Below are 19,329 nucleotides of genomic sequence, written 5' to 3' on the forward strand. Positions count from 1 at the left end.
TGTGTTCACCGAAGATCCTTGTGGGAGCGGGCTTGCCCGCGATGGCGTCCTCTCGACCACCGCACAGTTCAGCTCGACTGAATAATGCTCAACCGCTCGCCCACCACCATCTCGGTGATCCAGTCCACCAGGATCGAGGTGTATGCCTGTTGCGCAATGGGCGTGCTCAAGGCGTGATCGGAGCCGTCGATGATGCGGTGGGTCAGCGAATGCGTCTGCTGACAGGCTGCGCGGTAACTCATGATGGTCGCGTGGGGCACGAAGTCATCAGTCTCGGACTCGACCAACAGCACATCCCCGGTGAATTGCGAGCAAGCATGCAGCGCTCGATTGCTGTCGGCGCGAACCAGCGTGCTGCGGTAATCGCGCAGATCGACCTTGTCCAACTCACGCTTGGGCGTGTGCCACAAATCGTCGCGGTACAACGCCGGCACTCGCAGCGCCAGCCAGCGAACGGGACGCAACGAGGTCAGGATCGACGCCAGGTAACCGCCATAACTGGTGCCAACCACCGCAATCGCCGACGTGTCGAGCGCCGGGTGGGCGAGCAATCGGTCGTACGCCGCCAGCAGATCGCGCAGGTTGTCTTCACGGGTCACGCGCGACAGCGGAATTCCGGTCCCGCCCGTGTGCCCGCGCAAATCGAACGTCAGGCACACACACCCCAAACCGGCAATGCCCTTGGCGCGTTCCAGGTCCCGCTCCTGACTACCGCCCCAGCCGTGCACGAAGAGCACGCCGGGGACTTTCGATTTGGGGCTGAGAAAAGTCCCGGTCATCTGTTCATCGTCGATGTCGATCTGAATGGTTTCGCTTCTAGCCGTCATAGGATTTAACCGTTACGTACTTGAGAAGAAAGTCACTGCTTTCCGCCGGCCCGCGGTACACCTCGATGGCGTCCGCCGGCAGCGGTTGGTCGATGTAGGTTTCGACCGAAGACACGCGAATCGCGCGCATCCCCGGGTCGTTGACGAAGCTCTGCAACGCGGCGATTTCGGCGCTGCTGGCACCGCCCATGCGCCAGGACTGTTCGAGCACGCCGCTGCGCTGTTTGCCGTTACTGTCCAGGCCTTGGGCGATGTCGTAGTTGCGCCGCGAGGCGTAGAAACCGGGATAGGCCTCGTCGGCGGCGCTGTCGAAAACCTGTGCCTGCTGGATCGCCAGTCGCACATCATCCGGGAGTTCCAGTTCGAGCAGATCGTCGTAATAGCCCTGCACCACCAGCAGGTTCGAACCTCCATAAACCTGCTCGCCCTGACCGTCCTCGGTCAAGTATTGATCACCGCAATAACTCAACACCTTGCCGCCAACAAAGCTCTGGCCAACGCTGTGGGTGATCACGTTGTCCAGATCCTGCTCCAGCACGACGCCTTCGCTGAACAGCTTTTTGGCCTCGGGCCTGGCGAGGATGGCATCGAACTGGTCAAGGCTCTTGATCACTTCCTGACCGCGCCCGGCGCAGGCATGAATCGGCTTGAGGCGGATCGGGCCGTTGTAGAGCAGGTGCTCCGCAGCAGGACGTGCATCGTCGAGGGAAAAAACGCTGAGGCCATCGAGTACCACGCTGCGCACTCGCTCGGAAAACAATGGCGCCCAGCCGTCGGGCGCGAACGCATGTTTGTTCAGCAATCCATGGCTGATGGCTTTGGTGCAGATGAAGTCATGATCGACGTACCCCCCCCACAAATCCTCCGGTCCTTTGACGCCCAATGCCCGAGCAGCCGCGACGCCAACAAGCGTCTGGGTCGGCAGCAGGTAAAGGTCTTGGCCATCGTGGAGTTCGGGGTTGTAACTGCCGCCGTACTTGAGCCCCACAATCTGCGCCAGCCAACGGGCCAGCGCACGATTGGTTTCGACTTCGTGCAACGGCGCATCGGGGCGCACCGAATGGGCGACCACCAGTTTCTTGCGGTTTGCTGGGGTCATGCGTCCCCCTTCAATCTGCACGTGATGAATGTAGTTGAAAGGGTGCAGAGATCAGGCCAAGGGCGGCTGGAGTGAAACGGGTTTCGAATCAGCCAGTTGCACCAAACGTGATGGCACCACGCCTGCTTTATTCTGCACGACCCGGTTTTCCACTCTGGCATTTTGCACGACTTAAACTTCAAACCGAATCACTGTGGGAGCGAGCCTGCTCGCGAAAGCATCCTGTCGGTCACATCAGTGTTGGCTTTACTGCCGCTTTCGCGAGCAGGCTCGCTCCCACAGGGGATTTGGGTTGGGCATCTACCGGGTTGCAGCAATCGGCGTCACCCCAAACCGCGCCCGATAATCACTTGGCGCCAACCCGGTGATTTTCTTGAACGTCGCGCGAAACGCACTCGGGTCCTGATACCCCACGGTCCAGGCTATGTGATCGATGGTGCCATTGGTGAACTCGAGCATTTCCCGAGCCTTGCCGACCCGCAGGTGCTGGCAGTACTCGGTAGGCTTAAGCCCGGTCGCCGCCCGAAAACGCCGCAGGAAAGTGCGCTCTTCCAACCCTGCCCGCTCGGCCATTGCCGCCAGCGAGACATCAATCGCCCCGGTGCTTTGCAGCCAATGTTGGACCTTGAGTATCGATGCATCACCATGGCTGAGAATCGGTGAAAAGTTGCTGCCGCATTCACTCGCGCTGTCGCTGTGCTCCACCACCAGGAAACGCGCCGTGCTGGTGGCGATGCTCGGCCCCAGCAGACGATCGACCAGACGCAAACCGAGTTCGGACCACGCCATCAGCCCGGCCGTCGTAATCAGGTCGCCGTCATCGACGATCGGCGTATCGGCTTTCAACTTGATGGCCGGGTAACGCTCGGCGAAGGCTTTGGCCGAGGTCCAGTGCGTGGTGGCGCTGCGACCGTCGAGCAAGCCGCTTTCGGCCAATAGAATCGAACCCACGCAAACCCCGCCCAGGGTCGCGCCATTGGCGTGTTGCTGACGCAGCCAGTGGATCAACCCCTGCGGCGCCTGGCCGGCGGAAAACCCGCCGATCGACGGCGGAATCAACACCGCCACCAACGCGGCATCCGTAGCGGGATGACTGTCGTAGACGCGCACCGGCGCCTGATCGCCACCGACCTGCCAATGACTGACCCGCAGCAACGGCAACTGTGCGGACTGATGCTCGGCGGCAATCCGGTTCGCCACGCCGAACAAGTCCGTCAACCCATGCACCGCCGCCATTTGCGCGCCGGGATAGATCAGCACGCCCAGTTCGGCGATTGCCCTTTCTACGTCCATTGTCAGTTTTCCCCCTTCTATTGTCGGTGCGGCCAATCCTCGGACGGCGTGCCAGAGCTGATACTTCATTCCACACCCACAAGCACTTCGAGGAAACAGTCATGGCCAAGCAAGCACTCATCGTAGTCGATATCCAAAACGACTACTTCCCCCAAGGCAAGTGGCCGCTGGTCGGCGCCGAAGCGGCGGCCGACAACGCTGTTCGGCTACTCAAAGCCTTTCGCGACGCCGGTGATTCGGTGGTGCACATCCGCCACGAGTTCACCTCCGACGCGGCGCCGTTCTTCACCCCGGGCTCCGAAGGCGCGAAGCTGCACCCCAAAGTCCTCAACCGCGCCGACGAGCCGGTCGTGCTCAAGCACTTCGTCAACTCGTTCCGCGAAACCGATCTGAAATCGATCCTCGACGAACAAGGCATCAAGGAACTGGTGGTCGTCGGCAGCATGAGCCACATGTGCGTCGATGGCATCACCCGCGCCGCCGCCGACTTCGGCTACAGCGTCACAGTGATCCACGACGCCTGTGCCTCCCGTGATCTGGAGTTCAACGGCCTCACCGTTCCAGCCGCCCACGTTCATGCCGCGTTCATGTCGGCCCTGGGTTTTGCCTACGCCAGCGTGGTGTCCACGGACGACTTCCTGGCGGCCACTCACTAAAAGATTGTTGTCGAGCCGCATCATCGACGTCCCGCAAACCACAAGGCCAGTAGCGTTCGCCCGCTACTGGCCTTCGTGTGTGTGGCCCCTGCCCGTCGTCACAAAATCTCACGCGTGAGCTATTGAGGGCAGCAAAAATTGCCTGTAGTGTTTCTCACGCGTGAGTTTTTCAAAACGAGGTCAGCACCATGAACAGCAGCTCTCCACCGGATCCGTCTTCCGGGTCAGTCACCGATTCTGCGAGCCGCAAGGGAGAGCGCTCGAAACCGTCCGCGAAAAAACCGTCGAGCTTCTACATGAAGCAGATGCGCGCGGGCCTGGGTGCCGCCGGTTATGTAAAACACGAGACTTGGGTGCTTCCCGAAAACCGAAGCCTGCTCAAGCAGATGGAGAAACAGCTTCGCCAACCGATACTGGCTGGCTCATTCATGTCGGAGAATTACATGAGCGCAGGTACTAACTGGAACATCGATCGCCTCTTCAGCGCCCTGCAGGCCCTGGACGAAGTGGTTTCGAACGACATCACCCTCTCCCTGGTTCAAGGCTCCGAGTCCAGCATCAAGCTGGAAATGAACGATTTCGGTGGCTTGCCGATTTACATCGCAGTGGTGGGCGACCAGATCATCGTGGATACCGTTCTGATCGACGTCGAATCGATCAAGGACGTGCCGGCTTTCAATGATGCCGTGCTGCGCAGCCGGGAAATGTTCCCGCTGTCATCCATCGGTATCGAGTCCATGCCCAACGGCCAGGTTGTTTACAACATGTTCGGCGCACTGAGTTCCGATTCCAGCCTGACCAACGTCGTGACCGAGGTTAAAACCCTCGTCGATAACGTCCAGCGCGCCAGCGAAGCTTTCGAACGTTTCTTCAATTAATTATCCGGGAATAGGGAACATCCAATGACTCAGTCCATCTGGAGCAAATTGTTCACCGCGCTGCGCGGTGGTGCCAACGAAGTCGGCGAATCGATCGTCGACCAACAGGCCCTGCGCATCCTTGACCAGGAAATTCGCGATGCTGACAGCGCCCTGGCCAATGCCAAGCGTGAGCTGGTCACCATCATGGCCAAACACAAACTGTCGGCTGATCGCGTCAGTGAGTACAACGCGAAAATCAAGGACCTGGAGTCCAAGGCGATGGCGGCTATCCAGGCCAACCGCGAAGACCTGGCCCTGGAAGTTGCCGAAGCCATTTCGACCCTGACCAGCGAACTGGATGTCGAGCAAAAGCAGGCCACCGAATTCGGCGGCTACGCGCAAAACATGCGCAAGGACATCACCAAGGCCGAAAACCGCATCAAAAGCCTGCGCCAGCAAGTGGACATGGCCAAGGCGCGCGAAAGCGTTCAGAAAGCCCAGGTCAGCGCTTCGATCGCCAGTGGCGGTGCCAACGGCAAGCTGGAAACCGCCGTCGGCACGCTGAACCGTTTGCAGGCCAAGCAGCAGCAACGCGCTGCTGAACTGGAAGCCCAGGACCAACTGGCCGACGCGTCGACCGGTACCGACCTGGAGCGCAAGTTGCGCGAAGCCGGCATCACGCCGGATGCAGGCAGCGCCAACGCGATTCTGGAGCGCCTGAAGCAAAAATCCGCCGAGTAACCGATTCAGGGTGCCGGATGCATAACCTGCTCGCGAAGAGAGAGTTGTCAGGTGACATCAATGTTGCCTGACAACACGCTTTCACTAGCAGGCTCGCTCCCACAATGGATGGCGTATCAGTTTTTTGTTGAGTTGAGGTCAAGGATGGGTGCCCTGAAGGGTTTCAAGACAATCGCCGGTGTCGCCGTCCTGATGGTCGCGCTGCAACTACTCAACGTTGTCACCGGCTACAGCCTCTTGGCATTCGGCCTGGTTCCAAGAACCGTGCACGGGCTGCTCGGCATCATCACCTCGCCTTTCCTGCATGCGTCCTTCGCGCACCTGAGCGCCAACCTGATCCCCTTTTTGATTTTGGGCACCCTGGTTATTGTCGAAGGACTCAACCGGTTTCTGGCCGTCAGTGCGATCATCATTCTGCTGGGTGGTTCGCTGGTCTGGCTGTTCGGTTTTTCCGGGGTGCACATCGGTGCCAGCGGCTGGGTGTTCGGGCTGTGGGCGTACATCCTGTCCCGTGCCTGGTTCCAGAGAAGCTGGGGCAATCTGATAACAGCCAGCGTCGTGGCGCTACTCTATGGCGGGCTGATCTTCGGCTTCCTTCCGCGCCAGGGGGTTTCCTTCGAAGGACACCTCTTGGGTGCGTTCGCCGGGTTTATCGCAGCGAAGGTACTTTTAACAATGCCGCGCAGCAGGTTTAATGCCGCCGGTTAACCGCGCTTGAGCATTCAGGCGCCGAGGCGATCGACGTCGCCGGGAATGAGTACCCACAGAGTCAGGGACGAAATGTCGAGACTCATTGGCTATCGCGCCAAGGGCGCCCAACAACCTTCGATCAACCCGCCCGGTGCCACGCGCATCGAGGGCGGCGAACTCTTCTACATCGCCTCAACTCGCCTCAAGGAAATCTCCAATGGGATGGTTTAAACAATTGATGGGGCTTGAGGCCCCGAACGCGACTACCGAATCGAAATGGACAGCCAACCCAACCCCGCCGCCAGCCACCGGCCCATTGGGTCTGGCGCTGGGCAAGGGGGTGATGTTCGACACCACCCTGACATTGTTGCTCGATGAAAAAACCAGCGTAGCCATCCCGGGTTCCCAGCAGATCTGGAGCAACGGCACCATTGATCTCGGGCAATCGACCTGGCTGTCGCGCTATTACATGAACGACGAAGACTACTGGCTCCAGGTGCACACCACCGGTGACATCGCTGGCCAGGTCGAATCGGTGATCCTGTTCAATTACCTCAGCTACGCCACCATCAGCAGCGAAGCGGAACTGCGTCGGCTGGCCGGCCCGCAAAGCCTGATCGGGCTGCCGACCTACACCCACAACGGCGTCGAATACACGCGTGAATGGGGCACCGAGAACGGCCAGACTGAACTGGTGGTACTGAGTGAACAGCTGAAAAATCCGGATGAGTCCTACAGCATCGAGCACCGCTCAATGTTGTACGCCCGCGAAACCGGCCTGACCAATCGCCGGGAATTTTTGCTGTTTTCCGTCGAGGAAGACGCCGAAGGCACGATCAGCTTGAGTACTTCGCTGGGCATTTCGCTGTACACCACCGACTTCAATTCATTCTAAAAAAGGAAGCAGTCCATGCTAGAAGCGCTCTCCATTTCCCTGAACAAGGCCGCCGTGCTCGGATTTGTTTCGTACATCCTCGGCGCCGCCGTGCTGGTCGCGCTGTTCCAGTTCATCTACACCCGAATCACTCCACACAAGGAGTTCGAACTGATCCGTGCGGGTAACGTGGCGGCTGCGATCGCACTGGGTGGCGCGATCATCGGCTTCGCCATTCCGGCCAGCAATGTGATTGCCTATTCGATCAGCATCCTCGACTTCGTCGTCTGGGCGGTCATCGCAGCGTTCGTACAATTGCTGGCGTTCCTGGTGACCAGCCTGGTACTCAAAGGCGCCTCCGAACGCATCCGCAAAGGTGAAATCGCTGCCGGCATCTACGTGGCAGCCGTGGCCATCAGCGTCGGCATGTTGAACGCCGCGTGCATGACCCCTTCCCAGAACTGATTGCGCACGGAGCTCCCGATGAAACGAAGCAAGTACGTTCAGCTGTCGCTGGCAGCGTCGGTCGCCATGGCGATATCTGGCTGCGGACCGACGGAAAAAACCTACGCGGTGCAGAAGAAGTACAACTTCCAGTCCGTTCAACAGTGCGCCGATGAAAAACTCCCGGTGGACGTCTGTTCCGACGCCTACATGACCGCCATGGCCGAGCATCGCCGCATTGCGCCGGTGTATGACAACCAGGCAGATTGCGATGCCGATTTTGTCGCCGACTGGTGCCAGCAGGATTCCGCCGGCAAGTTCATCCCGAAACTGGGAGGGTTCGAACTGACGGCCGATGGCGAAGTGACGCAAGCCCAGGTAGACGCTGCCAAGGCTCAATTGCCCGCCTCGGAAGCGAACAGCGGTGGCTCTGGATTCTCCGGCACCAGCCTGCTGACCGGCCTGCTGATCGGCAATATGCTGAGCAACAACCGCAACAGCTATTACTCCGAGCCGGTGTATCGCTATCGCGACGATCGCGGTAATTACGCCTCCTCGACGCTCAACCAGCGTATTTCGAAGGGTTCGACGTTTACCAGATCTAATCAGGCGCGGTATGGCAGCAGCAACTACTCCGACTCGATCCGTTCCGCCAGCAAGCCGGTTTCCGTTGCCTCGTCCACCTCCCGTGGCGGGTTCGGCAGCAAGGCCAGTGCACGTAGCGGCTGGGGCGGCGGCGGGTCGAGCAGTTAAGGAAAACAGGGCCATGAAGAAAATTCTCTGCGCCGAGCGTCATGACTGGAAACAGACCGCCGACAGTCTCGGCTTTCTGTTCCATACCATCGACGACGAACCCTATTGGGACGAGAGCGCGTATTACCAATTCACGCTCAAGCAGATCGAGAACGATCTCGAAGACCCGACCACCGAGGTTCATCAGATGTGCATGGACCTGGTGGCCCGCGTGGTTCAGAGCGAGGAGTTGCTGGAACGCCTGAGCATTCCCGCGTCGTTCTTCGACATGATTCGCACCTCATGGCTCGAAGGCCACCCACATCTGTATGGGCGCATGGATTTCTCCTACAACGGCACCGGGCCGGCCAAACTGCTGGAGCTCAACTACGACACGCCGACCAGCCTGTATGAGGCCGCCGCGTTTCAGTGGGGCTGGCTGGAACAGTGCATCGAGCGCGGCTTGCTGCCCCGGCATGCCGACCAGTTCAACAGCATCGACACCAAACTGCATCAGGCCTTCGCTCAACTCCAGCTCAAACAACCTTTCTATTTCGCCTCGATGAAAGACTCGGTCGAAGACAAGGGCACCACCGACTATTTGCGCCTGATCGCGGAAAAAGTCGGCATAGAATCACGGCACATCGACCTCGAAGACATCGGCCTTACCAGCGATGGACGCTTCGTCGATCTCGACGATCGCTGGATCCCGCACCTGTTCAAGCTGCACGCCTGGGAGTTCATCTTCCACGAGCCCTTCGGTGCAGCCATCGCCCAAAGCGATACGCAGTTTTTCGAGCCGGCCTGGAAATCGATCATCTCCAACAAAGGCATCCTGCCGCTGTTGTGGGAGTTCCACAAAGGTCATCCGAACCTGCTCGCGTCCCACCTGGATGTCGACCCTGGCAAAGCAGTGCCCAAGGGCTGGGTGCGCAAGCCCTTCTTCTCCCGGGAAGGCGCCAACATCGAGCTGCAAACTGCCGACGGTCTGATAGTGAAAGAGGACGGCCCCTATACAGACGCGCCGTTTATCCTTCAGGAATTCGCGCCGCTGCCTCGGTTTGGCGACAGCTTTACGCTGGTGGGCTCCTGGGTGATCGGCGATCAGGCCGCCGGCATCGGGGTGCGGGAAGACAACAGCTTGATCACCAAGGATTCGAGCCGTTTCCTGCCGCACCTGATACTCGACTGAAAAATTCATCGCCCATGAAAGGCCCGGTGCCGTGCATCGGGCGTTAGGGGTGAAACAGGTGCGGGACTAGACAACCACAAGACTTACCGCTGAAAAGCCGGATAATGGCGGCCAAATCGTCTAGCCCGTTATTCTGGTAATCCCCCATGGAAATCAAGGTCAACTTTCTCGACAACCTTCGGCTTGAAGCCAAGTTCGACGACTTCACGGTGGTGGCCGATCAACCAATCCGCTACAAGGGCGATGGCTCGGCACCGGGTCCGTTCGACTACTTCCTGGCGTCGTCAGCGTTGTGTGCCGCCTACTTTGTGAAGCTGTACTGCAGCACACGCAATATCCCCACCGACAACATCCGCCTGTCGCAGAACAATATTGTTGACCCGGAAAACCGCTACAACCAGATATTCAAGATCCAGGTCGAGTTGCCGGCGGACATCTCCGACAAGGACCGCCAGGGCATCCTGCGTTCCATCGACCGTTGCACCGTAAAAAAAGTGGTGCAAGCCGGGCCTGAGTTTGTGATCGAAGAGGTGGAAAACCTCGACGCCGATGCCCAGGCGTTGTTGATGCCGGCCGCCAGTTCAGAGGCGAGCACTTACATCGCCGGCAAGGATCTGCCGCTGGAGCAAACCATTGCCAACATGTCGGCCATTCTGGCGGACCTGGGCATGAAGATTGAAATCGCCTCGTGGCGCAATATCGTGCCCAACGTATGGTCGCTGCATATCCGCGACGCACACTCGCCGATGTGCTTCACCAACGGCAAGGGTGCGACCAAGGAAGGCGCGTTGGCGTCGGCGTTGGGCGAGTTTATCGAACGGCTCAACTGCAACTTCTTCTACAACGATCAGTTCTGGGGCGAAGACATCGCCAACGCAGCATTTGTGCATTACCCGGACGAGCGCTGGTTCAAGCCTGGCCGCAACGACGCGCTGCCGACCGAGATTCTCGACGAGTATTGCCTGAAGATTTACAACCGCGACGGCGAGCTGCGCGGTTCCCATCTGATCGATACCAACTCAGGCAATGAAGAGCGCGGCATCTGCTCGTTGCCGTACGTGCGCCAGTCGGACGGCGAGGTGGTGTACTTCCCGTCCAACCTGATTGAAAACCTGTACCTGAGCAACGGCATGAGCGCCGGTAACACACTGGCCGAAGCCCAGGTGCAGTGCCTGTCGGAGATCTTCGAGCGCGCGGTAAAGCGCGAAATCATCGAAGGCGAATTCGCACTCCCGGATGTGCCGGCCAGCGTGCTGGCGAAGTACCCCGCCATACTGGCCGGTATTCAGGCGCTGGAAGAACAAGGGTTCCCGGTGTTGGTGAAGGATGCGTCCCTGGGTGGTGAATTCCCGGTGATGTGCGTGACGTTGATGAACCCGCGTACCGGCGGTGTGTTCGCCTCGTTCGGCGCACACCCGAGCCTGGAAGTGGCGCTGGAACGCAGCCTTACCGAATTGCTCCAGGGCCGCAGCTTCGAAGGCCTCAACGACCTGCCACAGCCGACGTTTGAAGGCCATGCGGTGACCGAGCCGAACAACTTCGTCGAGCACTTCATCGATTCCAGCGGCGTGGTGTCGTGGCGCTTCTTCAGTTCCAAGTCCGATTACGAATTCGTGGAGTGGGAATTTTCCGGCCAGGGTGAAAACTCCAATGCCGAGGAAGCCGCCACCTTGTTCGGCATTCTCGAAGGCATGGGCAAGGAAGTGTACATGGCGGTCTACGAGCATATCGGTGCGACGGCCTGCCGTATCCTGGTGCCGGACTATTCGGAAATTTATCAGGTAGACGATCTGATCTGGGATAACACCAACAAAGCGCTGTTCTTCCGCGCCGATATCCTGAACCTGCATCGTCTGGACGATGACGAACTGAAAGCCCTGGTTGAGCGTCTGGTGGAGAGTGAGCTGGACGACTACACCGACATCACCTCGTTGATCGGCATCGAATTTGACGACAACACGGCGTGGGGTCAGCTGACCATTCTGGAGTTGAAGCTGCTGATCTATCTCGCCTTGCAGCAATTTGAAGAGGCGAAAGAGGCGGTAGAAATGTTCCTGCAGTACAACGACAACACCGTTGAACGTGGCTTGTTCTACCAAGCCGTCAACGCGGTGCTGGAGATGAAGCTGGACGAAGACCTGGAGCTGGAAGACTACGAGGCCAATTTCCGTCGGATGTTTGGTCACGAGCGGATGGATGCAGTGATCGGCTCGGTGGACGGCAGTGTGCGCTTCCACGGTTTGACGCCGACCAGCATGAAACTGGAGGGGCTCGACCGGCACCTGCGGTTGATCGAAAGCTACAAGAAACTTCACTCGGCCCGGGCCAATGTGACGACTTCATCCCGTTGACCGCAATCCTGTAGGAGCCAAGCTTGCTGGCGAAGAACGATGACGCGGTAAATCAGGAAAACCGCGTTATCGTTCTTCGCCAGCAAGCTTGGCTCCTACAAAATGAGGGGCAAAAGAAAACCCCCGACCAGCCGAAGGACTGATCGGGGGTTTCGCGGCTAAACCTTACAAGAAAGTCTGAGCCGTATCCTAGAATGGTAGTTCACATAAGACTTGGATCATTGACAGCTAAACCTCTTCATATGCCGTATTTTACTGGCTATTCTCCACTTCTGCCAACCACTCCGTCAAAATTTGTAAAGAACTGGCTACTAACGCATCCACTTTTCTTCCCGTAAACCATCGACCCTCAACTGGTGTAAAGGAGAGCTTTACATCGCATCAAATGTCGGGACCTTGTCACTCAGGTGGCACTGAGATTAAACACGCAAACATCGAGGTTCGACCGGCTCCGCTCACATCTCGTATAGCTTTCGTCCTCAGCATCTCAAAACATCATGGTGAGGAGTGACAAAGGGTTCACGTGAAGGTCGCCAACTAGGATGCCGCTGGCGACAGAGGCTTTATCTTTTTCGCGCAAACGTTCCGACGACCCATACCGACGCCCGCAGGGTGATTTTACGCAGCGACGAACAAGTCGCTGTAGGAATAACCAAACGGAGTTGCACCAGGTGTTGCACAGGATACGTAGCCGCGGGGTCCCCACTGGCGAACGACTTGCTTCCGCCTTCTAACATGTATCCAATATCGGCTCGAACTATCTTCAAGGAAATGAAATGGCTTGTTCCCGAGGTGCGGCATCCCCAGATGCAAACACGCAGCGCCGGCTCTTTGCTGCATCCGCTGGCTACTGCCAGAACCCAGGGTGCGCAAACCCGATCTTCATGGATGCTGCTGGAGAGCCAGTGCTGATCGCTGAGATGGCGCACGTATTTGCTGCCAACGACACTGGCCCTCGGGCAGCACCTGAACTCAGCAAAGAGGAGCGAGGCGCCTTCGAGAACCTGATCATGCTGTGTGCAAACTGCCACACGATGGTGGACAAGGCTCCAGATGCATACCCAGTTGAGGCCATGCTTCGGTGGAAGCGTGAGCACGCCGACAAGCTGCTGAGCCTATTCGGTGCAGTAAGATTCGCGCGGAGGGAAGAGGCCCGGGAGGTCGTGGAACCACTATTGTTAGAGAACCACTCGATCTTCAAGCACTACGGGCCACACATAGCTGATGCCATTAATCCCGAGAGCGGCGCGGCTGAGAAATGGAGGAGGAAAATGTTGACCCGTATCCTTCCGAATAGCAAAAGAATGCTCGCCATCCTCGGCGCTAATCGCCATCTCCTCAATCTTGATGAAAAATCCTGCCTAGAGGAGTTTCGGCAGCATATCGATGACCTGGAAGCTTTTCACATTGAGGGTCGTCAGGAAGATGCAACACGCTTTCCTGAAGGTTTTGCAGAAATTTTAGAGGGCTGATGATGAGCGATGACGTAATAGGTTGGGTCGCCGGCAAGATTGCTGCCACGGGTGAGTTTGAGGCTATCGACCTCACCCCAGAGGGTTTTCTGTCCATCACCTCGAATCGCGCAGGCAATTTTCTGCTCGCCGTTTTGGGCGTTAAGGGTGTGGTTGAGCGTTCCCATGTTGAACCTATTTTCGCCGGGAAGGTGAAACCAGAATTCGTAGTGAACGTGCCCTCGAAGACAAAGTGGGGAGGCTCAGCGATTCACCGCATTCATTCGGAAAATGCAGCTTTCGGCACTCTTGGAGAAGTATCCAAGGCAGCTCGTAGTAAAAATGTTGGCTGGTATAGAAACAAGGGGATGGAATTCTTTATCAATGCAATGATTCAGCATAAAAATGTAAGGGATGTTTCTTATGTATACGAGAACGTATTTTTCGTAGAGCGGAAAGTCGGTGAGCCTCTTACCGTTGCTGTGATTGAGGCTTACAACATGAGTGCTGAGGATGTACGTAACGCAAGGACCCAACTGGGTGCATTTGATATTGTCGTCAAATCTAACAGTTATGGTTCAGTTACCACTAACGCATCCGAGGCAGCCCAGTCGATGGGTGCTGAAGCGCTGACTTTCAAAGAGTTGATGGCGCGCTTGGCCAAATGATCCGAGAGCGTGTAATCGCTAGCCTTCATGCGTGTGCCGTGGCGCTGGGACAGATTGCCGACGGCACACAGTGGCACCTTTTTGGTTCAACAGATCGAAACGAGGCGAGTGCCTCAGACATTGATCTGATGATTTTATGCAAGGACGACGAGCAAGCAGATGCGCTTCGGCGCAGTATTGATCCTGATGCCTTTTTCCTACCTCTTGATTTGGCGCTCATGACCTACGACGAAGCTGCTGAGGTGGACGCGGTCAGAGTACAAAAAAGCCACGTTATTTTCGCGTACCCCTCGTCTCGAAGCACTGATTGATCCTAGGCGAGAACCCGCCTCGCGGAATGTGGCCAGCGGTCGATCGGCCGCCGGTTGTGGGACTGATCGCAGAATATGTCGCTCCACCAAAAAATAATCGAAAGGATGGAAATATCAATGACTGCGGTAAATGACAGGTATGCCAAAGCCGAAAGACTAGGGACACTTACTCAAGCAGTTGGCCTCGCGCTATGGCAACTGCAAATCCTAGAAGGCTCTACTGCCCAGTTTTTTGTGCTTGTAGAGCAGGCCGAGCCAGGGATGGGTGAGGAAAAAAGCGACGCTCTAGTAGAAAATGCTCAGCGGAAGACCTTCGGTGGGAGCTTAACGCAACTGGCTAAAACCGAAAAACTTCCTGTCACTTTATTAGCAAGATTTCAAGCGTTGCTGAAGGAAAGAAATTGGCTAGTACATAGCTCTCGGACGGACAGCAGCAAAGCGCTAATTGATGATTTGTCGTTCGCCCGCCTTCAAGCTCGCCTGGAGGCAATCACAGATGAAGCAGGGCGATTACTAAAGGAAATTTCGGAGCAATCGCAAAAGTTTGTCATTAGCAAAGGCATCCCATCGGAAGTAATTGAAGCGAAAACGGCTCAAATACTTTCACAGTGGCATAGCGCCCTGAATGAATAATCAGTCAATCTAGTTAACCAACTCAACGATCTTGCCATGCAATGGGCGCGAAACGGAATTGCTCTGCCATCTCCCCTAAGATCCGGCTCCGCCGAAGGTTGCCAGCTTGCTGAATAGAAAACCAACTTATGTTATTAACAACCCGACTTCAAACTTAAGATAACCAATATCGAAATAGCACAAATTAGTCCTAGCTCAAAAAATTAGTTCTGCCCCTCCTCTTGGCAATCGAATTCCATTCTTGCATAATCTGAAAATACACACTCACTTCCATCTATGCATTAACATGACCACGACTAGGACAGCGAACCATTGTTTACACTTGATATGCTACCAGATGACGTCTTTGACTCCTTGCGGAACAGGTATATAACCGCAGTTTCAAATGCGGAGTCAACTTATGACATGAACTCTGCTGACGAGGACTGCTTGACTGGAGCGCTTGGTCAATCTCTGGCGATGCCAAGAAAAGAGATTTTTAGATTATCCGACGGGGAGATTTCTGTAAATATTAGCCATAGCAAGCTTCGTGGCCGAGGAAAAAACGCGCCTGAAAAAACATACGGCTCCGATGGAATATTCCAAATTGAGATATTAGATCATGCTGGAAGACTGATGATGGCAAAAGGATTACCATTTCAGTCAAAGAAGAATTGGAACGGAACACTATCAAAACTTGCAGATCAAGCTTCTGACATGGAACGACATACCCCAGGCGGCATAATTATCAATTTCAGTGACCGTGGCTACAGCGCCTGCATGGCCAAGGATGTGATAGCAACCGGGGGCAGCAAATCGTCAATCATGCAGTCCAAAAAAATGCATCAACTAGGAGACCTATTAGGAAATGAATTCCTTAATTGTAAAATTGGCACTCGAAATTTATTTTTTGATATGCATCGTGAAAAATACCATATAAAAGGCGATGGATTTCACCTAATTACAACATCTATAGAATTTGATTAAAATGAGATTATTATGCGCTGATACTAAAGATGTATATTCCAAGCCATAGTCCTTATCTTCCTACACATTAATGCTCACCGAACGGCCCATTCGATCTCCCCGCGATGCAAATCAGCGCTCTGGGTCTGTGAGGTCAAAGCCGGTGGTCATGGGCCATTCTGTGCCTTGGCGCTAATCTATTGCCCCCCCTAAAATAGGAAGCTGCTCAACCACGCATTACTTTATTCCAATCAATTTCGTACCCAGCGGATTCTAGGCTTGTTTCCAACCTCGTCCATCCATCGACTCCCAGACCTCACCTGCAAGGTCACAGGAGATTTCCACTACGCCGCTCATCGGAGGACACACCTTGTCCCGACAAAGCCGGCCAAGGTAATACCCAAAATCAAGAAATTCGTTCTGACGAGCGCGTGGTTCCGGCGTTCCAAGCGTGCCCCCGCACTCAAAACATCGACGTTGCGCGATCTCAACAGCGGGCTTTATGAATGGGACAGCTCACTTTTTTACCAAAAGTATTAGCGATAGTGAGAGGACAGGTCGTGCCGATTCCGGCAGAATCGCTCCATCTAGCACGTCTGCTTGGCACGATTGAGTTTTCTAACCTATCTCAATTTCTCCAGGCGCACGGCCCATGAAAAAAGGAATACTGCGTAATGGCAAAGCAGCCAGCTGGCAAGAAAAGTAATAAATCTGTTAAGTCCTTCGAGCAAACCCTCTGGGATGCTGCCGATAAGCTGCGCGGCACGGTGGAATCGTCCGAATACAAGCACGTTGTGCTATCTCTAATCTTCCTTAAATTCATTAGCGACAAATTTGACGCCCGCAAACAAGAGCTAGTTAACGCTGGGCAGAGTGACTATGTAGACATGGTGGATTTTTACACCATGAAAAACGTTTTCTACCTCCCGACTGAATCACGTTGGGGGTTCATTTCCAAAAACGCCAAGCAGGACGACATCGCAGTAAAGATTGACACGGCGCTTCACACGATCGAAAAAAGTAACAAAGCGCTGCGCGGGGCATTACCTGACAACTATTTCTCTCGCCTTGGGCTGGATGTTAGCAAGCTCTCCGCGCTGATCGATTATATTAATAATATTGATACCGTTAGTGATAAAGAAAACGATACGGTTGGTCGGGTGTACGAATACTTTCTAGGACACTTTGCCGCAACTGAGGGAAAAGGTGGCGGTGAATTCTACACGCCAAAATGCGTAGTGAACCTAATTGCCGAGATGATTGAACCCTATCAGGGCAAAATCTATGACCCCTGCTGCGGTAGCGGTGGCATGTTCGTGCAATCTATAAAATTTGTCGAAAGCCATCACGGCAATCAGAAAAATGTCTCCATCTATGGGCAGGAGCAAACCAGTACAACCTACAAATTGGCCAAAATGAACTTGGCAATCCGTGGTATTGCCGCAAATTTAGGTGACGTGCCGGCGGATACTTTCTTTAAAGATCAACACCCCGACTTAAAAGCCGACTTCATCATGGCAAATCCGCCATTTAATTTAAAAGAGTGGCGGGGTTCAAATGAACTCATTAGAGACCCTCGATGGTCCGGTTACGAAGTGCCGCCTAGCGGAAACGCCAACTATGCCTGGATCTTGCATATGATCAGCAAGCTTTCAGAGAATGGTGTGGCTGGTTTTGTGCTTGCCAACGGCTCTATGAGTACCAATACCAAAGGCGAGTTCGACATTCGCAAAGCTATAATTGAAAACGACTTAGTAGACTGCATGATTGCCTTGCCCGGCCAACTGTTTTACACCACACAGATACCAGTATGCCTGTGGTTTATCAGTAAAAATAAAAAATCTCAGCAGTTCAATGATGAACGAAAACAATTTCGCGACCGCCAAGGCGAAACATTATTTATCGATGCTCGCAATGTCGGCAGCATGATTGATAAAACACATAAAGAACTCACAACTGTTGACATTGCGACCATCACTCGCACTTACCATGCTTGGAGGGGTGAAGCCAAAGATGGCGAATACGCCGATGTCGCAGGATTTTGTAAATCGGCAACACTGGAAGAAATTAAAGCAAACGAATATGTACTGAGCCCAGGACGGTATGTGGGGGCAGAGGATATGGAAGACGATGGAAAAGTTTTTGAAACCAAGATCCGCGAATTGACTGAAACGCTGTACCAGCAAATGGCTGATTCGGAAACAATGGATCTGGCGATCAAACAAAATCTGGAGGCGTTAGGCTATGGCGAGTGAGTGGAACGAAGCCAAGCTTACTGATTTGTACGAAATCAGTTCCGGTCTTTCAAAGGCAGCCGAGTACTTTGGTAAGGGTCATCCATTCCTCTCCTTTAAAGACGTATTCAAGAATGTTTTCATACCAGAGCATCTTTCACAATTAGTCGAATCAAGTGATCGAGAACAGGAAAGCTGCTCCATTATGCGTGGCGACGTTTTTTTAACCAGAACCAGCGAGACAATGAACGAGCTTGGAATGAGCAGTGTCGCGCTGAAGGACTACGATAAGGCCACATTTAATGGCTTCACTAAACGGCTGCGCCCCAAAGAGTCGAATACGTTAATTCCGGAATACATTGGATATTATCTGCGCAGTCCAAAATTTCGCAAAGAAATGCTCGCCTTTTCGACAATGTCGACACGAGCAAGTCTTAACAATGAAATGATTAGCAGACTTACAATAAGCACTCCACCAGAAGCAGAGCAGAAAGCTATTGGTAGGATATTGAAAACGCTCGATGACAAAATAGCACTAAACAATAAGATTAATAAAACATTAGAAGGCATATCACAGGCATTGTTCAAAAGTTGGTTTGTCGACTTTGACCCCGTAATCGACAACGCTTTGGCTTCAAGCAATCCTATTCCTGAGGAATTGCACATCAAAGCACAGCGCCGTGCGATGCTTGGCAAGCAGCGTAAGCCACTCCCTTCCGGGATTCAGAAACTGTTCCCTAGCAATTTTGAGTTGCATGAAGAAATGGGCTGGATACCAAAGGGATGGAATGTTTGCCCCATAGAAGAAATTCTTGAGCGCCTGAAAGTAAAGCGCAGATATAAAAAACATGACGTTTCTATCTCGGGGACGGTACCAGTCTTTGAGCAAGGGGCAGACATTCTTTTAGGCTTTCACAATTGCGCTCCCGATGTAAAAGCCGACAAAACATCGCCTGCATTTATTTTCGGCGATCATACATGTGTCTCTCGGTTATCTACCGAACCATTCTCCATTTCAGAAAATGTAATTGCCCTTCGTGCAAAAGCTTATGATGGATACTGGACATTTCACGCATTCAAAGACAAACAGTCATTTGAAGAGTATCGAAGGCACTGGATGGAGCTAATTATTAAGCCAATCATAACCCCAGACATCGAACTTACTTTTGAATTTGGGAAATTTGTACGCGGCCTTTATGAGCGACAAGAAAAATTAGAGAGACAAAATATAACACTCGCCATGCTGCGAGACAGTCTTCTCCCTAAACTTCTTTCCGGCCAAATTTGTATTCCAGAGGCCGAATTTCAATTGTCTGAGGCAATGTAGA

The 19,329-nt window shown here is 54.5% G+C and carries 19 protein-coding genes and 1 pseudogene; 17 read left to right on the forward strand and 3 right to left on the reverse strand.

Annotated elements, in window-relative coordinates:
* Positions 1-68: 68 nt before the first annotated feature.
* From ACA057_RS28030 to ACA057_RS28040, 3 genes are all read right to left on the reverse strand, one after another.
* On the reverse strand, positions 69-827 hold the full coding sequence (locus ACA057_RS28030) for an alpha/beta hydrolase family protein (RefSeq protein ID WP_497344046.1): 759 nt from the start codon (positions 825-827) through the stop codon (positions 69-71).
* Positions 817-1,926, reverse strand: a complete 1,110-nt coding sequence (locus ACA057_RS28035) for a DUF3182 family protein (RefSeq protein ID WP_497344048.1) — start codon at positions 1,924-1,926, stop codon at positions 817-819. Before ACA057_RS28035 ends, ACA057_RS28030 begins: the two co-directional genes overlap by 11 nt.
* Positions 1,927-2,226: 300 nt before the next feature.
* Positions 2,227-3,219, reverse strand: a complete 993-nt coding sequence (locus tag ACA057_RS28040; RefSeq protein ID WP_497344050.1) for a GlxA family transcriptional regulator — start codon at positions 3,217-3,219, stop codon at positions 2,227-2,229.
* 101 nt (positions 3,220-3,320) lie between these two features.
* Here ACA057_RS28040 and ACA057_RS28045 point away from each other — a divergent pair, with 101 nt between their 5' ends.
* From ACA057_RS28045 to ACA057_RS28125, 17 genes and pseudogenes are all read left to right on the forward strand, one after another.
* Positions 3,321-3,875 (forward strand): cysteine hydrolase family protein, encoded by a 555-nt coding sequence (locus tag ACA057_RS28045; protein WP_497344052.1) that lies wholly within the window; start codon positions 3,321-3,323, stop codon positions 3,873-3,875.
* A 296-nt stretch (positions 3,876-4,171) separates the two neighbouring features.
* Entirely contained in the window at positions 4,172-4,753 is a 582-nt protein-coding gene (locus tag ACA057_RS28050) for a YjfI family protein (RefSeq protein ID WP_497350038.1), read from the forward strand.
* Positions 4,754-4,777: 24 nt separating this feature from the next.
* Positions 4,778-5,476, forward strand: a complete 699-nt coding sequence (locus ACA057_RS28055; protein WP_401357513.1) for a PspA/IM30 family protein — start codon at positions 4,778-4,780, stop codon at positions 5,474-5,476.
* Between the two features lie 144 nt (positions 5,477-5,620).
* Positions 5,621-6,184: a rhomboid family intramembrane serine protease gene (locus ACA057_RS28060; protein ID WP_497350040.1), complete on the forward strand. Its 564-nt coding sequence runs from the start codon at positions 5,621-5,623 to the stop codon at positions 6,182-6,184.
* An 81-nt stretch (positions 6,185-6,265) separates the two neighbouring features.
* Positions 6,266-6,397: pseudogene (locus ACA057_RS28065) on the forward strand (potassium channel protein); the annotation flags it as partial.
* Entirely contained in the window at positions 6,384-7,061 is a 678-nt protein-coding gene (locus tag ACA057_RS28070; RefSeq protein WP_497344054.1) for a DUF2491 family protein, read from the forward strand. The pseudogene ACA057_RS28065 and the gene ACA057_RS28070, both read left to right, overlap by 14 nt.
* Before the next feature lie 15 nt (positions 7,062-7,076).
* Positions 7,077-7,505, forward strand: coding sequence for a DUF350 domain-containing protein (locus ACA057_RS28075; RefSeq protein ID WP_497344056.1), 429 nt, complete (start codon positions 7,077-7,079; stop codon positions 7,503-7,505).
* Positions 7,506-7,523: 18 nt separating this feature from the next.
* The gene (locus tag ACA057_RS28080) at positions 7,524-8,237 is read left to right on the forward strand and encodes a DUF1190 domain-containing protein (protein WP_497344058.1); all 714 of its coding nucleotides are present in this window, start codon (positions 7,524-7,526) and stop codon (positions 8,235-8,237) included.
* A gap of 13 nt (positions 8,238-8,250) precedes the next feature.
* Positions 8,251-9,408 (forward strand): glutathionylspermidine synthase family protein, encoded by a 1,158-nt coding sequence (locus tag ACA057_RS28085; RefSeq protein ID WP_497344060.1) that lies wholly within the window; start codon positions 8,251-8,253, stop codon positions 9,406-9,408.
* Positions 9,409-9,554: 146 nt separating this feature from the next.
* Entirely contained in the window at positions 9,555-11,759 is a 2,205-nt protein-coding gene (locus ACA057_RS28090; RefSeq protein WP_497344063.1) for an OsmC domain/YcaO domain-containing protein, read from the forward strand.
* A 776-nt stretch (positions 11,760-12,535) separates the two neighbouring features.
* Positions 12,536-13,231 (forward strand): hypothetical protein, encoded by a 696-nt coding sequence (locus ACA057_RS28095; protein ID WP_497344065.1) that lies wholly within the window; start codon positions 12,536-12,538, stop codon positions 13,229-13,231.
* Between the two features lie 2 nt (positions 13,232-13,233).
* Entirely contained in the window at positions 13,234-13,878 is a 645-nt protein-coding gene (locus ACA057_RS28100) for a hypothetical protein (protein ID WP_497344067.1), read from the forward strand.
* Positions 13,879-13,916: 38 nt separating this feature from the next.
* Complete coding sequence (locus ACA057_RS28105) at positions 13,917-14,189, forward strand: nucleotidyltransferase domain-containing protein (protein WP_497344069.1); 273 nt, start codon at positions 13,917-13,919, stop codon at positions 14,187-14,189.
* 117 nt (positions 14,190-14,306) lie between these two features.
* On the forward strand, positions 14,307-14,822 hold the full coding sequence (locus ACA057_RS28110; RefSeq protein ID WP_497344071.1) for a hypothetical protein: 516 nt from the start codon (positions 14,307-14,309) through the stop codon (positions 14,820-14,822).
* A gap of 405 nt (positions 14,823-15,227) precedes the next feature.
* Positions 15,228-15,788, forward strand: a complete 561-nt coding sequence (locus tag ACA057_RS28115; RefSeq protein WP_497344073.1) for a hypothetical protein — start codon at positions 15,228-15,230, stop codon at positions 15,786-15,788.
* A gap of 653 nt (positions 15,789-16,441) precedes the next feature.
* Positions 16,442-18,022, forward strand: coding sequence for a class I SAM-dependent DNA methyltransferase (locus ACA057_RS28120; protein ID WP_497344075.1), 1,581 nt, complete (start codon positions 16,442-16,444; stop codon positions 18,020-18,022).
* Entirely contained in the window at positions 18,012-19,328 is a 1,317-nt protein-coding gene (locus tag ACA057_RS28125; protein WP_497344077.1) for a restriction endonuclease subunit S, read from the forward strand. The genes ACA057_RS28120 and ACA057_RS28125 overlap by 11 nt, the downstream gene beginning before the upstream one ends.
* Position 19,329 lies beyond the last annotated feature (1 nt).

The sequence above is a fragment of the Pseudomonas sp. LBUM1661 genome (assembly GCF_059695925.1).

Bases quoted from the DNA above. Each gene is read 5' to 3' on its own strand.
- ACA057_RS28095 (WP_497344065.1), top strand. From the start codon at position 12,536: ATGGCTTGTTCCCGAGGTGCGGCATCCCCAGATGCAAACACGCAGCGC.
- ACA057_RS28050 (WP_497350038.1), top strand. From the start codon at position 4,172: ATGAAGCAGATGCGCGCGGGCCTGGGTGCCGCCGGTTATGTAAAACAC.
- ACA057_RS28035 (WP_497344048.1), bottom strand. From the start codon at position 1,926: ATGACCCCAGCAAACCGCAAGAAACTGGTGGTCGCCCATTCGGTGCGC.
- ACA057_RS28125 (WP_497344077.1), top strand. From the start codon at position 18,012: ATGGCGAGTGAGTGGAACGAAGCCAAGCTTACTGATTTGTACGAAATC.
- ACA057_RS28055 (WP_401357513.1), top strand. From the start codon at position 4,778: ATGACTCAGTCCATCTGGAGCAAATTGTTCACCGCGCTGCGCGGTGGT.
- ACA057_RS28115 (WP_497344073.1), top strand. From the start codon at position 15,228: ATGAACTCTGCTGACGAGGACTGCTTGACTGGAGCGCTTGGTCAATCT.
- ACA057_RS28070 (WP_497344054.1), top strand. From the start codon at position 6,384: ATGGGATGGTTTAAACAATTGATGGGGCTTGAGGCCCCGAACGCGACT.
- ACA057_RS28080 (WP_497344058.1), top strand. From the start codon at position 7,524: ATGAAACGAAGCAAGTACGTTCAGCTGTCGCTGGCAGCGTCGGTCGCC.
- ACA057_RS28110 (WP_497344071.1), top strand. From the start codon at position 14,307: ATGACTGCGGTAAATGACAGGTATGCCAAAGCCGAAAGACTAGGGACA.
- ACA057_RS28090 (WP_497344063.1), top strand. From the start codon at position 9,555: ATGGAAATCAAGGTCAACTTTCTCGACAACCTTCGGCTTGAAGCCAAG.
- ACA057_RS28030 (WP_497344046.1), bottom strand. From the start codon at position 827: ATGACGGCTAGAAGCGAAACCATTCAGATCGACATCGACGATGAACAG.
- ACA057_RS28075 (WP_497344056.1), top strand. From the start codon at position 7,077: ATGCTAGAAGCGCTCTCCATTTCCCTGAACAAGGCCGCCGTGCTCGGA.
- ACA057_RS28085 (WP_497344060.1), top strand. From the start codon at position 8,251: ATGAAGAAAATTCTCTGCGCCGAGCGTCATGACTGGAAACAGACCGCC.
- ACA057_RS28060 (WP_497350040.1), top strand. From the start codon at position 5,621: ATGGGTGCCCTGAAGGGTTTCAAGACAATCGCCGGTGTCGCCGTCCTG.
- ACA057_RS28040 (WP_497344050.1), bottom strand. From the start codon at position 3,219: ATGGACGTAGAAAGGGCAATCGCCGAACTGGGCGTGCTGATCTATCCC.
- ACA057_RS28120 (WP_497344075.1), top strand. From the start codon at position 16,442: ATGGCAAAGCAGCCAGCTGGCAAGAAAAGTAATAAATCTGTTAAGTCC.
- ACA057_RS28100 (WP_497344067.1), top strand. From the start codon at position 13,234: ATGAGCGATGACGTAATAGGTTGGGTCGCCGGCAAGATTGCTGCCACG.
- ACA057_RS28045 (WP_497344052.1), top strand. From the start codon at position 3,321: ATGGCCAAGCAAGCACTCATCGTAGTCGATATCCAAAACGACTACTTC.